The organism is Streptococcus handemini (assembly GCF_040984445.1).
In the GTDB taxonomy this organism is placed as follows: domain Bacteria; phylum Bacillota; class Bacilli; order Lactobacillales; family Streptococcaceae; genus Streptococcus; species Streptococcus handemini.
Map to the genome: position 1 here is coordinate 1 of NZ_JBFRYH010000060.1, position 12236 is coordinate 12236.

A 12236-nucleotide genomic window follows, 5' to 3' on the forward strand; every position below is an offset into this window, starting at 1 on the left:
CGGTTGGATTTTGGAAAGAAAATGAGCATGCGTCGTAAGAAATATGTCCTTAGTCTATCCTTTGACCAGTATTTAAAACGATTACTTTAAATCAAAAAAGTGTTTGAGGTAGAAAAAAGCCGAAGACCGTTTCATGCGTTTGTCGTGTAAAATCTCAATTTTATCTTGTAAAACGCGTTTATCTAGTGTATAATAAGGAGAGAGAATGATATAGAAAGGTATGCTTATGATTACACTATTTTTGTCGCCAAGTTGTACAAGCTGTCGAAAAGCTAGAGCATGGTTAACCAATCATCAGGTGCCTTTCTCAGAACATAATATTATGACAAGCCCCTTGACAGCAGAGGAGTTGAAAAATATTTTAGCATTAACAGAAAACGGGACAGATGATTTAATTTCAACGCGATCAAAGGTGTTTCAAAAGTTAAATATTGATGTTGAGGAACTATCCATTTCGGAATTAATTGAATTGATTGCGGCTTATCCGAGCTTACTCAGACGTCCAATTATTTTAGATGAAAAACGGATGCAAATCGGATTTAATGAAGATGAAATTCGTGCCTTTCTACCACGGAAGTATCGCAAGCAAGAGTTAAAAAATGCAACGTTAAGAGCAGAGATAGGACAAGGATAGATATGGAAAAGAATTATTCATATCCACTTGATTTTTCGTGGAGCACAGAGGAGTTATCCTCCGTGCTTTCTTTTTTGAATCAGGTGGAAAAGGCCTATGAGGGTGGTGTAACAGTTACAGCTCTTCTTGAAGCCTACAATCAATTTAAAATAGTTGTAAAAAGCAAGGGTGAAGAACGCCGAATTGACCGTGAATTTGAAGCGGCTTCGGGTTATTCCACCTATCGTGCAGTTAAGCAGGCAAAGGAGCAAGGGAAAGGGGTGATTTCTCTTGGAAGATAAGTATCAGTTTGCTAAAGGACTTGTGTTAGAAGCGGGAGAATTTTTAAGACAGCATTTAGAAGATGACTTGATTATTGAAGAAAAGGGACATTTTACGGATTTGGTCACCCAACTGGATAAGACGGTTCAGGAAAGTCTAACAGCTAAGATTATGGAGCGCTATCCAGAGGATTATGTTCTAGGAGAAGAGAGTCCAGAGCATCTGCCTTTAGGTCAAGGGAATGTCTGGGTGATTGATCCCATTGATGGCACAACAAATTTCATCGTTCAAAAGGCGGACTTTGCTATTTTACTTGCGTATTTTGAAGATGGTCTTGGTCAATTTGGCCTGATTTACGATGTGATAGAAGATAAATTGTATCATGGTGGAGGTCAATTTCCAGTTTATGAAAATGACAGACTCTTGCCTCCATTTCAAAGTAAGTCTTTAAAAGAAGGGTTGATTGGCCTCAATGCAGCTCTTTATGCCCAAAATTATGCAGGCTTAGCGGATATGGCAGATCAGACTTTGGGGACTCGTTCAATCGGTAGTGCAGGAATTAGCTTTGCACATGTTTTGACGGGGCGTTTGCTGGCTCAGGCTTCCTATATCTATCCTTGGGATTACGCTGCGGCAAGTATTTTAGGGGAGAAGCTCGGCTATACCATGATGACAACAAGTGGCAAGAAGCCTGCTTTTTACGGACGTGAGCACATTGTTTTTGCCCCAACTGAAAAAATAAATGAAATAAAAAGGTATTTACGGTGATGGTATTACCAAGCGATTTTATAGCAAAATACAAACAACTGCTCGGTGCACAAGCACCAGCCTTTTTTGAGAGTTTTCAGGAAGAAGCAGTAGCAGGCTTTCGGACAAATCCACTAAAGGAAGCACAACGGTCATTTGATTCTAAGATTGATCAAATGCCCTGGTCTTACTATGGAAAGGTATCAGGTCGGTCGGTTGAACATGTCACAGGTTTGGTCTATTCACAGGAACCAGCAGCCCAAGTGGTAGGACAGGTAGCCGCTCCTAATGAGGGCATGAAAGTCTTGGATTTAGCAGCTGCACCTGGAGGAAAGTCGACTCACCTCTTATCCTATTTGGGGAATACCGGCCTTCTTGTCAGCAATGAAATCTCGAAAAAACGTTCGAAAATCTTAGTGGAAAATATTGAGCGATTTGGAGCTCGCAATGTCCTAGTGACCAATGAATCAGCTGAGCGCTTGGCTGGAGTTTTTGCGGATTATTTTGATATGATAGTCTTAGATGCACCTTGTTCGGGTGAAGGGATGTTTCGCAAGGATCCAGGAGCGATAGACTATTGGTCAAGCGACTATCCAAGTGAGTGTGCAGAGCTACAAAAGGAGATTTTAGTGTCTGCGATGGACATGCTAGCCCCCAATGGTCAACTGGTTTATTCAACCTGTACCTGGTCGCCGGAGGAAAACGAAGAGATTGTCCAGTGGCTATTGGAACATTATGACCTTGATTTAGTAGAGATACCCAAAATCAATGGGATGGTAGAAGGAATTGGATTGACACAGACAGCACGAATGTATCCTCATCTGTTTAAGGGCGAAGGTCAGTTTGTGGCTAAATTTCAATACCGTGGAGGGAAGACTTCACGTAAGAAATTGAAAGGAAACAAGTCAAACCTTACTCGCGAACAGAAGCAATTATGGCAGGATTTTGCGCAAAGCTCTCTCTTTTTTAAAGCAGAAGGAATCTTGCAGGTCTTTGGTGATGAACTCTATCTTCTACCACATGGTTTGCCAGATATTTCAAAGTTGAAAATTGTAAGAAATGGTCTGCACTTGGGAACCTTTAAGAAAAAGCGATTTGAACCAAGTTTTGCCTTAGGATTGGTCTTAAGAAGCGACGAAGTCAAGTATCGAGTCGAGATTTCAGAAGAGGAATTTGTTCAATATGTCGCTGGACAGCCCCTTGCGGTTTCAACCGAATTGACCAATGGTTGGTATCAAGTTTCAGTTGCTGGAAATGGTCTAGGTTTTGCAAAAGTTGTTTCAGGAACACTCAAAAATGCCTTTCCAAAAGGACTCCGATTTTTATCAAAATAAATGGGTTAGAAATACTTTGCAAGTTAGAATGTTATATGATATAGTGGAATTGTGGAAGTTTCGTGTAAATGAGATGAAATTGCAGAGAAATCCACTTAAAAATGAAAAGGAAAAAGAAAAAATGAAACAAAAGCGTAAGCTGGGCCTTATCGCCTTATGCCTTTCAGCGAGCCTTAGTTTGTCTGCTTGTGCTTCATGGATTGACCGTGGAGAATCCATTACAGCAGTTGGATCTACTGCCCTTCAACCCTTAGTGGAAGCAGCAGCTGATGAATTTAGCATTGAAAATAAGGGCAAAACAGTAAATGTCCAAGGTGGTGGATCGGGTACAGGCTTGTCTCAAGTTCAGTCAGGTGCTGTTCAGATTGGAAATAGTGATGTCTTTGCTGAAGAAAAATCAGGGATTGATGCTAGTCAGTTGGTCGATTACCAAGTAGCTGTTGCAGGTATTGCTGTCATTGTGAATAAGGAAGTGAATGTCAAGGATATTAGCCTTGAACAACTCAAAAAAATCTTTACAGGTGACATTAAAAACTGGAGAGACTTGGGTGGAAAAGATTTAGAGATTTCCATTATCAACCGAGCAGTCGGTTCTGGTTCGCGGGCAACCTTTGATACGGTTGTGATGAAAGGGGAAGAACCAGTACAGAGTTTGGAACAAGACTCAAACGGAATGGTCAAATCAATCGTTTCCCAGACTCCGGGAGCGATTTCCTATCTTGCTTTTTCCTATATCGATGACTCAGTAAAAACGATTCAGCTAAATGGCTTTAAACCAACCATGGACAATGTTGTGACCAATGATTGGCCAATCTGGTCCTATGAACACATGTATACCAAGGGTGAAGCGACGGGTCTTGAAAAGGAATTTCTAGACTATGTGATGTCTGAAAAAATTCAAAAGGGAATTGTCGTTGATATGGGCTATATTTCAGTCAATGATATGAAAGTGACCAAGAGCGCAGACGGTACAGTGAAGGAGAAAAAGTAAGCATGAAAAATGAAAAACTTGCCAAAGAATTGCTGTCCCCTTCTAAAAATTCTCGCTTGGAGAAATTTGGGAAGAGCATTACTTTTCTTTGCCTAGCCTTGATTGTATTCATCGTAGCGATGATTTTACTCTTTGTTGCTCAACGAGGCTTGTCGACCTTCTTTGTGAATGGTGTCAACATCTTTGAATTTTTGTTTGGAACAGTTTGGAAGCCAGCGATTAAGTCCTTCGGTGCTTTTCCAATGATTGCAGGTTCCTTTATTGTGACGATTTTATCTGCCCTTATTGCAACACCTTTTGCAATTGGAGCAGCCGTATTTATGACCGAAGTATCGCCGAAATACGGTGCTAAGATTTTGCAACCAGTTATCGAACTCTTGGTTGGGATTCCGTCTGTTGTCTATGGATTTATTGGTCTACAGGTCGTGGTACCTTTTGTCCGCTCGATTTTCGGTGGGACAGGTTTTGGGATTTTGTCAGGGGTTTTTGTCCTCTTTGTCATGATTTTACCAACTGTAACCTTTATGACGGTTGATAGCCTAAAAGCTGTGCCACGTCATTACCGTGAGGCAAGTCTTGCTATGGGAGCCACTCGTTGGCAAACGATTTGGCGTGTGACCTTGCATGCAGCCAAGTCTGGTATTTTCACTGCGGTGGTCTTTGGTATGGCTCGAGCCTTTGGTGAAGCCCTTGCTATTCAAATGGTTGTAGGAAATTCAGCTGTTGTACCAACTTCTCTAACAACACCAGCTGCAACCTTGACATCAGTCCTTACCATGGGAATCGGAAATACGGTTATGGGTACTGTCCAAAATAATGTTCTCTGGTCACTGGCTCTCGTTTTATTATTGATGAGTTTGGTCTTTAACTTGATTATGAAATTTATTACAAGAGAGAGGAAGAGAAACTATGCACGCTAAAAAAGTTGATAAATTAGCGACAGGGATTTTGTACTCGATAGCGATTATTATCGTTGCCATTTTAGCTTCCCTCATTTTGTATATCTTGCTGCGAGGTCTTCCTCATGTGAGTTGGTCCTTCCTAACGGGAAAATCTTCTTCCTACCAAGCAGGAGGAGGGATTGGTATTCAACTCTATAATTCCTTCTTCTTATTAGTGATTACGCTGTTGATTTCTGTCCCACTTTCCATGGGGGCAGGAATTTATCTGGCAGAATATGCGAAAAAGGGTCGCTTGACCAATTTTATCCGTACCTGTATTGAGATTTTGTCTTCTTTGCCGTCTGTGGTTGTTGGTTTGTTCGGCTATCTTATTTTCGTTGTTCAATTTCAATATGGCTTCTCTATCTTATCAGGTGCCTTGGCCTTGACAGTCTTTAACTTGCCACAAATGACACGCAATGTCGAAGATAGTTTGCGCCATGTTCACCATACGCAGCGGGAAGCAGGTCTTGCTCTGGGAATTTCTCGTTGGGAAACAGTCTTTCATGTGGTCATCCCAGAAGCTCTTCCAGGGATTGTAACAGGGATTGTCCTTGCTTCTGGTCGTATTTTTGGGGAAGCGGCGGCTCTTATCTATACCGCAGGTCAATCAGCACCAGCTCTTGATTGGTCAAATTGGAATCCATTGAGTGTTACCAGTCCGATTTCGATTTTCCGTCAGTCAGAAACGCTGGCAGTTCATATCTGGAAGGTGAATAGTGAAGGAACGATTCCGGATGCAACTCAAGTTTCAGCTGGTAGTGCAGCTATTCTTCTGATTTTCATCTTGATTTTCAATGTTTCTGCACGCTATATTGGTAAGAAATTGCATGCGAAATTAACATCTGCAGCCTAAATTAGAGGAGAAACAATGGCAGAATATAATTGGAATGAAAAGCATATCATCACCTTTCCTCAAGAGAAGATTGCCCTAGAAACCAAGGGTTTACATGTCTATTATGGTAGTAAGGAATCGATCAAGGGTGTTGATATGCAGTTTGAAAAAAATAAAATTACAGCCTTGATTGGACCGTCAGGATCTGGTAAGTCAACCTATCTACGAAGTTTGAACCGTATGAATGATACCATTGATATTGCCAAGGTTACAGGGGAAATTCTCTATGAGGGCGTGGATGTCAACCGTCCTGAAATCAATGTCTATGAAATGCGCAAACACATTGGCATGGTTTTCCAACGTCCGAATCCCTTTGCGAAATCCATTTACCGCAATATCACCTTTGCACATGAACGTGCGGGTATCAAAGATAAAACAGTCTTGGATGAGATTGTTGAAACTTCTCTCAAACAAGCAGCTCTTTGGGATCAGGTCAAAGATGATTTGCATAAGTCTGCTCTTACCTTATCAGGAGGGCAGCAACAACGCCTGTGTATCGCTCGAGCGATTTCTGTTAAACCAGAAATTCTCCTCATGGATGAGCCGGCTTCAGCCCTTGATCCGATTGCAACCATGCAGTTGGAAGAAACCATGTTCGAATTGAAAAAGAACTATACGATTATCATTGTGACCCACAATATGCAACAAGCAGCTCGTGCCAGTGATTACACAGCCTTCTTTTATTTGGGAGATTTGATTGAGTATGATAAGACAGCCAACATCTTCCAAAATGCCAAATTACAATCAACAAATGACTACGTGTCAGGACACTTTGGATAGAAAGGAACTTTGATGACAGCACCGATTTTACAAGTCAAAGACTTGTCTGTTTACTACAATAAGAAAAAGGCCTTAAACAACGTTTCTATTGACTTCTATCCAAATGAAATCACAGCTCTCATTGGACCTTCTGGTTCTGGAAAATCAACCCTCTTGCGTTCGATTAACCGCATGGGAGATTTGAATCCAGAGGTGACCTTGACAGGAGCGATTGATTACAATGGCCGAAATATTTACAGTCCTCGTACGGATACGGTTGACTTGCGAAAAGAGATTGGAATGGTATTCCAACAGCCTAATCCCTTCCCAATGACTATTTATGAAAATGTGGTGTATGGCTTGCGAATCAATGGTGTGAAAGACAAGCAGGTTCTAGATGAAGCAGTTGAAAAATCCTTAACGAGCGCTTCGATTTGGGATGAAGTAAAGGATCGCTTACATGATTCTGCGATTGGTTTATCTGGTGGACAGCAGCAGCGAGTCTGTGTAGCGCGGGTTCTCGCAACGAGTCCTAAAATCATTTTGCTGGATGAGCCAACATCAGCTCTTGATCCGATTTCAGCAGGAAAGATTGAAGATACTCTTTATGGCTTGAAGGACAAGTACACCATGGTCTTGGTGACACGTTCGATGCAGCAGGCTTCACGTATTTCAGACAGAACAGGCTTTTTCCTCGATGGCGATTTGATTGAATACGATAAGACCAAGGAAGTCTTCTTGAACCCTCGCCATAAGGAAACTGAAGATTATATCACAGGAAAATTTGGATAATAAAAAGGAACACCAACTATGTTAAGAACACAATTTGAAGAAGAACTAGATAAATTGCACAATCAATTCTATGCGATGGGAAATGAAGTTCTTGGACAAATCAATAATACTGTACAAGCCTTCATCTCGCATGACCGCGAATTGGCAAAAGAAGTGATTGAATCAGATGCCAAAATCAATGCATTTGAAATTAAGCTAGAGAAAAAATCTCTTGAAATTATCGCGTTGCAACAACCGGTCTCAACTGACTTGCGTACGGTTATCACTGTTTTGAAGGCCACTAATGACTTGGAGCGGATGGGTGACCATGCGGTATCTATAGCAGAAGCAGCAATTCGGATGAAAGGGGAAGTCCGTATTCAGGTTGTGGAAGCTGAAATTAAGAGAATGGGACGGGAAGTTCGAAAATTAGTGGAATCTTCCTTGGAATTATACCTCAACGGTGGGGATACAGAGCAGGCCTATGAACTCGCAGCCCATGATGAAGTTATCAATCAGTACTACAATAGTATCCAAGACTTGGCGACGGAAGAAATCAAGAAAAATCCGGATGCCTTGATTGCCGGGCGCGATTACTTCCAAGTCATTTCCTACCTTGAGCGTATTGGTGACTATGCAAAAAATATCTGTGAATGGGTCGTTTACCTACGCACAGGTAATATTACAGAATTGTAAATGAAAATCTGGACTTGTTTCCAGATTTTTTAGCTACTTTTAAGTTTAAAGGGATAAAATACAGGAAATAGTTTGCAAGGTATAACCTGATTACATGGTATATTGGAGAAAATAGGAGAAGGTAAAATGATTAAGATTTTATTAATAGAAGATGATGTGAGCTTGTCCAATTCAGTATTTGACTTTTTAGATGATTTTGCTGACGTGATGCAGGTATTTGATGGTGATGAAGGCTTGTACGAAGCAGAATCTGGTGTCTATGATCTTATCTTGCTCGATTTGATGTTGCCAGAAAAGAATGGTTTTCAGGTCTTAAAAGAATTACGGACTAAGGGGATTACAACCCCTGTCTTAATTACGACAGCTAAGGAAAGTCTAGACGATAAGGGACATGGCTTTGAGCTCGGAGCTGATGATTATTTAACAAAACCCTTTTATTTAGAAGAGCTGAAGATGCGGATTCAGGCTCTCTTGAAGCGTTCTGGTAAATTCAACGAAAATGTTTTGACGTTTAATGAGCTGTCGGTGGATTTATCAACCAATACGACAACTGTAAACGGGGAAGAGGTGGAGCTTCTCGGGAAAGAATTTGACCTACTGGTCTATTTCTTGCAGAATCAAAATGTGATTTTACCGAAAACACAGATTTTTGATCGTATTTGGGGATTTGACAGCGATACAACCATTTCAGTGGTGGAAGTATATGTCTCTAAAATTAGAAAAAAATTGAAAGGGACGGCCTTTGGGGAGAAATTACAGACTCTAAGAAGTGTCGGGTATATCTTGAAAAATGCTCGTTAAATTTCGTAAACTTTACCATACGGATAATTTTTCTTATTTTATCCGTTATTTTGCTGTTTTTACGCTTATATTTGGTTTGATGACGGTCATTATTTTCCAACTCATGCGTTCAACCATGTATCAAAGCGCTGATGAGAATTTCAAGGAAATTATGAGCAATCCCGAGATGATGATGAAATTTGCTCGGGCACGTGGTCTTTCACCTGAGGCAGAAATCGTTTGGGAGAAAAGCGTGACTGCTAACCAATCTGGTACAGATAGCGGAAAAAAAGATTCGGAGGATGAGAAGTCATTTTATTCTGCTTCCAAAATTCGTCTCAATTCAAACTATCATGTGATTCTCTACGATAGTAAAGGCAATCGGCTGAATCAGGTTGATTTCTTCTCAGGTTTATCAACCTTAGCCTTAGATAAAAAACCAATCGGCACCATTACAGAATGTGCGGTAACAACACCTTTTGGTGGCCAGGAATACTACCGCTGTATCACAGTGCCATTGTCAGAAGATGCTATGGCATCCTATGGTGGGCTAGATATCAAATATGCAACGATTCTTTTTAATACAAGCCAGATTAAATCATCCATCGCTTCCTATGAATCAACCGTGATTCTTGTAATGATTAGTTTTTGGTTGATTTCGATAGTAGCAAGTATCTACTTATCAAATGTTAGCATGCGTCCTATTCTTGCTAGTTTCCAAAAGCAGAAGGAGTTTGTGGAGAATGCGAGCCATGAATTGAGGACACCACTTACAGTCCTGCAAAATCGCCTTGAAAGCCTCTTTAGACATCCGGAAGCAACAATTATGGACAGCAGTGAAAATATCGCGTCCAGTCTAGCAGAAGTGCGTAACATGCGACTCTTGACAACCAATCTTTTGAATCTTGCCCGGCGAGATGATGGCTTGAAACCAGATATTATTGATGTTCAGCCAGCATTTTTTGACGAAGTATTGGCAAATTATGTGATTATGGCAGAAGAAAACGGCAAAACACTAGATGTCACAAACCAAGTGACGGAGACCATTCGGACAGATAAGACATTGCTGAAACAACTGATGACAATCTTAGTGGATAATGCAATGAAGTATTCAGAAGCCGATGGTCATATTTGGATTCAGATCAGTCTGAAAGATAAGTTTTTAAATCTTCGGGTTGCTGATAACGGTCTTGGAATCAGCAACGAAAATAAAAAGAAGATTTTCGATAGATTTTATCGCGTTGATAAGGCACGAACGCGTCAAAAAGGAGGCTTCGGACTCGGCTTATCCCTTGCTAAACAAATCATCGAAACCCTCCATGGCACGATTACGGTTCAAGATAATCAGCCAAAAGGTACAGTTTTTAAAGTTAAAATTCCGAAAGAATTTCGAAAATAATAAGTAGAAGGAGGTGCAGAAAAATCGAATCGCCTCTCATTGAGGTATTTTCATACGGATAAACTTCATTTTAGAACTTTAAAATCTACGTTTTGTGTGTGAAAAGTGTAAAAAAATCCTTGACATTCCAATGGTAGATATGTATAACAGCGTTGTAAGAGTATTATATTTCTTTTCGCAGAAAGATAATATTCTCACAACACTATCTTTCTATTTTCAAAAATAAAACGGAGGAAAATATGAATACAAAGAAAATTGTTTTAGCTAGTTTAGCTAGCGTCTCTCTTCTTGGTGCAGCTGTCGTAGCTCAGCAAGTAGTCAGTCCTGCTTCAAATGTAGAAGCTGCTAGTGTTGCTCAGCTTCGCGTGAAAGTTGTCGACCAAAAAGAAGCACCTGTTACAGGTGCTACTGTTGAGGTTAGAATTGGTGGTAAACCAACAACTTACACGGTTGATGCGAATGGGTTTGTGGACATTACTGCTAATGCAGGTGATTGGGTAGATTATCGTATTGCAACACTTCCAGCAGGATATGAGCTCGATACTTACAATGGTCAGTCAGTAAGCGTCCAAGGTACAGCACAAGCAACGGATGTACACCGAGAAGAACGTAAATTGGTAGTAATAAATAAATACTAAATCAGTTCAACCAGCAGAACAAGATGAGCCAAAAGAAAAACCGGTAGAAAAAGATAAACCATCTGTATCAACCGGTGATGCTACTTCAGTAGCGCAAGTACGCGTAAGAGTTGTCGATGAAGCTGGTCAACCAGTACCAAACGTATCAGTTGATGTCATGGTAGGTGGTAAACCTGCAACTTATACAACAAATGAGCAAGGTGCTCTTGAGTTGACAACGAATGGTGGAGCATCTGTTCAATACCGTATTGCAACACTTCCAGAAGGTTATGAGTATGTCATGTACAATGGTAACCCAGTTAGCAACCAAGGCATGTTAACAGCTAACGCAGCTAGCTTGCAAGAACGTACTCTTGTGTTGAAGAAAACAGGTAAAAACTATTCTACTGGCCCAGCTGAGTTTCCAACAGTTAAGCTTACAGATTTAGATCCGAGTCAAGCACAACCAGATGATGTACTTCCAGAAGGCGATGCCAAAGTCATCGTAGCAGTTGTAGACTATGCAGACCAAAGTAAACCACTTGCGGGTGTTGTCGTTAAGGTAACTGTTGGAGGAAAAGAATACCGTTTGACAACAGGTCAAGATGGTACCATCACAATCCCAGCCAACGACGGTGAAACAGTTGCATTTGAAATTGTAGATCCAGGTAACGAAGGCTATGGTTTTGTAGAATTCGGTGGAATGCCAGTCAGCAACAAAGGTGAAGTAAAAGCCCTTAAAGTTCGTGATGAAAAACGTACCCTTGTTCTTACAAAAGGTGGCGCAGCACCACAAACTTCATCAACTGGACCACAAACTCGACCTTCAAGTACTCCACCAGCTCCAGGTAACAGTACTAAACCAGGTATGAGCACTTCAACTAGTACCAATACTCCACCAGCTCCAGGTAACAGTACTAAACCAGGTATGAGCACTTCAACATCAAGCTCATCAGCAGTTGCTCCAAGTGCAAGCACTACAGTAACAAAAGCAGCAGCTCCAGCAGCTAAGAAAGAAGAAGACAAGAAAGTATTACCTAAGACAGGTGATGCAAGCTCACTTCTTACAGTTGTAGGAACAGTTCTTTCAGGCTTAGGATTCGCAGGAGTAGCGAAACGCCGTAGAAAATAATTCGCTTAGGTAATCACTATTATATTATCTTATATAGGGAATACATATAAAGAAGAAGCTTAGATGGACAACCATCTGAGCTTTTTCTGTGGTTTTTGTTACGGTTGGTAAGAGTCTACAGTGGTATTTCAGTTTCTATCAGAGAGAGCTTTGCTAAATTTCAAGTTCAAGTTAGCCAGTCTGTAAAAATTCTCTAGGAGATTTGTAACCCAATATCTTCTTTGGATAGTTGTTAATCCAGTTTTCAATAAATGCGACTTGTTGTTGCGTCGCATTTTT

At 40.8% G+C, this 12236-nt stretch carries 14 protein-coding genes and 1 pseudogene; 14 read left to right on the forward strand and 1 reads right to left on the reverse strand.

Features of this window, described 5'->3' with window-relative positions; genetic code table 11:
- The first annotated feature begins 226 nt into the window (after nucleotides 1-226).
- The 14 genes from spxA to ABPH35_RS08780 all read left to right on the forward strand — a co-directional run bounded on the left by spxA (nucleotide 227) and on the right by ABPH35_RS08780 (nucleotide 11957).
- Nucleotides 227-634, forward strand: coding sequence for a transcriptional regulator SpxA (gene spxA / locus ABPH35_RS08715; RefSeq protein ID WP_349989379.1), 408 nt, complete (start codon nucleotides 227-229; stop codon nucleotides 632-634).
- Nucleotides 635-636: 2 nt separating this feature from the next.
- Entirely contained in the window at nucleotides 637-915 is a 279-nt protein-coding gene (locus ABPH35_RS08720; protein ID WP_349989380.1) for a UPF0223 family protein, read from the forward strand.
- Nucleotides 905-1663, forward strand: a complete 759-nt coding sequence (locus ABPH35_RS08725; protein ID WP_349989381.1) for an inositol monophosphatase family protein — start codon at nucleotides 905-907, stop codon at nucleotides 1661-1663. Before ABPH35_RS08720 ends, ABPH35_RS08725 begins: the two co-directional genes overlap by 11 nt.
- Nucleotides 1663-2976, forward strand: a complete 1314-nt coding sequence (locus ABPH35_RS08730) for an RsmF rRNA methyltransferase first C-terminal domain-containing protein (RefSeq protein ID WP_368849744.1) — start codon at nucleotides 1663-1665, stop codon at nucleotides 2974-2976. Before ABPH35_RS08725 ends, ABPH35_RS08730 begins: the two co-directional genes overlap by 1 nt.
- Before the next feature lie 121 nt (nucleotides 2977-3097).
- The gene (locus tag ABPH35_RS08735) at nucleotides 3098-3967 is read left to right on the forward strand and encodes a phosphate ABC transporter substrate-binding protein PstS family protein (RefSeq protein WP_368849743.1); all 870 of its coding nucleotides are present in this window, start codon (nucleotides 3098-3100) and stop codon (nucleotides 3965-3967) included.
- A 2-nt stretch (nucleotides 3968-3969) separates the two neighbouring features.
- Nucleotides 3970-4887: a phosphate ABC transporter permease subunit PstC gene (pstC, locus tag ABPH35_RS08740; RefSeq protein ID WP_067089696.1), complete on the forward strand. Its 918-nt coding sequence runs from the start codon at nucleotides 3970-3972 to the stop codon at nucleotides 4885-4887.
- Nucleotides 4877-5764: a phosphate ABC transporter permease PstA gene (pstA, locus tag ABPH35_RS08745; protein ID WP_067089699.1), complete on the forward strand. Its 888-nt coding sequence runs from the start codon at nucleotides 4877-4879 to the stop codon at nucleotides 5762-5764. The genes pstC and pstA overlap by 11 nt, the downstream gene beginning before the upstream one ends.
- Nucleotides 5765-5779: 15 nt before the next feature.
- Nucleotides 5780-6583: a phosphate ABC transporter ATP-binding protein PstB gene (gene pstB, locus ABPH35_RS08750; protein ID WP_349989383.1), complete on the forward strand. Its 804-nt coding sequence runs from the start codon at nucleotides 5780-5782 to the stop codon at nucleotides 6581-6583.
- A 12-nt stretch (nucleotides 6584-6595) separates the two neighbouring features.
- A complete protein-coding gene (pstB, locus tag ABPH35_RS08755; RefSeq protein ID WP_349989384.1) occupies nucleotides 6596-7354 on the forward strand; it encodes a phosphate ABC transporter ATP-binding protein PstB in 759 nt (252 codons plus the stop codon).
- An 18-nt stretch (nucleotides 7355-7372) separates the two neighbouring features.
- A complete protein-coding gene (gene phoU / locus ABPH35_RS08760) occupies nucleotides 7373-8029 on the forward strand; it encodes a phosphate signaling complex protein PhoU (protein WP_349989385.1) in 657 nt (218 codons plus the stop codon).
- Nucleotides 8030-8155: 126 nt separating this feature from the next.
- Nucleotides 8156-8830, forward strand: a complete 675-nt coding sequence (locus tag ABPH35_RS08765) for a response regulator transcription factor (protein ID WP_349989386.1) — start codon at nucleotides 8156-8158, stop codon at nucleotides 8828-8830.
- Nucleotides 8820-10208: a sensor histidine kinase gene (locus tag ABPH35_RS08770; RefSeq protein WP_349989387.1), complete on the forward strand. Its 1389-nt coding sequence runs from the start codon at nucleotides 8820-8822 to the stop codon at nucleotides 10206-10208. Before ABPH35_RS08765 ends, ABPH35_RS08770 begins: the two co-directional genes overlap by 11 nt.
- 239 nt (nucleotides 10209-10447) lie before the next feature.
- Nucleotides 10448-10846, forward strand: coding sequence for a hypothetical protein (locus tag ABPH35_RS08775; RefSeq protein WP_349989388.1), 399 nt, complete (start codon nucleotides 10448-10450; stop codon nucleotides 10844-10846).
- 157 nt (nucleotides 10847-11003) lie between these two features.
- On the forward strand, nucleotides 11004-11957 hold the full coding sequence (locus ABPH35_RS08780; RefSeq protein ID WP_349989389.1) for an LPXTG cell wall anchor domain-containing protein: 954 nt from the start codon (nucleotides 11004-11006) through the stop codon (nucleotides 11955-11957).
- A gap of 171 nt (nucleotides 11958-12128) precedes the next feature.
- On the opposite strand, the pseudogene ABPH35_RS08785 reads toward ABPH35_RS08780, so the two are convergent.
- Nucleotides 12129-12236: pseudogene (locus ABPH35_RS08785) on the reverse strand (IS30 family transposase); the annotation flags it as partial.

What these genes read in the sequence shown, in the direction of transcription:
- spxA (WP_349989379.1), top strand. Translation starts at nt 227, where the DNA reads ATGATTACACTATTTTTGTCGCCAAGTTGTACAAGCTGTCGAAAAGCT.
- ABPH35_RS08720 (WP_349989380.1), top strand. Translation starts at nt 637, where the DNA reads ATGGAAAAGAATTATTCATATCCACTTGATTTTTCGTGGAGCACAGAG.
- ABPH35_RS08730 (WP_368849744.1), top strand. Translation starts at nt 1,663, where the DNA reads ATGGTATTACCAAGCGATTTTATAGCAAAATACAAACAACTGCTCGGT.
- ABPH35_RS08735 (WP_368849743.1), top strand. Translation starts at nt 3,098, where the DNA reads ATGAAACAAAAGCGTAAGCTGGGCCTTATCGCCTTATGCCTTTCAGCG.
- pstC (WP_067089696.1), top strand. Translation starts at nt 3,970, where the DNA reads ATGAAAAATGAAAAACTTGCCAAAGAATTGCTGTCCCCTTCTAAAAAT.
- pstA (WP_067089699.1), top strand. Translation starts at nt 4,877, where the DNA reads ATGCACGCTAAAAAAGTTGATAAATTAGCGACAGGGATTTTGTACTCG.
- pstB (WP_349989383.1), top strand. Translation starts at nt 5,780, where the DNA reads ATGGCAGAATATAATTGGAATGAAAAGCATATCATCACCTTTCCTCAA.
- pstB (WP_349989384.1), top strand. Translation starts at nt 6,596, where the DNA reads ATGACAGCACCGATTTTACAAGTCAAAGACTTGTCTGTTTACTACAAT.
- phoU (WP_349989385.1), top strand. Translation starts at nt 7,373, where the DNA reads ATGTTAAGAACACAATTTGAAGAAGAACTAGATAAATTGCACAATCAA.
- ABPH35_RS08765 (WP_349989386.1), top strand. Translation starts at nt 8,156, where the DNA reads ATGATTAAGATTTTATTAATAGAAGATGATGTGAGCTTGTCCAATTCA.
- ABPH35_RS08770 (WP_349989387.1), top strand. Translation starts at nt 8,820, where the DNA reads ATGCTCGTTAAATTTCGTAAACTTTACCATACGGATAATTTTTCTTAT.
- ABPH35_RS08775 (WP_349989388.1), top strand. Translation starts at nt 10,448, where the DNA reads ATGAATACAAAGAAAATTGTTTTAGCTAGTTTAGCTAGCGTCTCTCTT.
- ABPH35_RS08780 (WP_349989389.1), top strand. Translation starts at nt 11,004, where the DNA reads ATGGTAGGTGGTAAACCTGCAACTTATACAACAAATGAGCAAGGTGCT.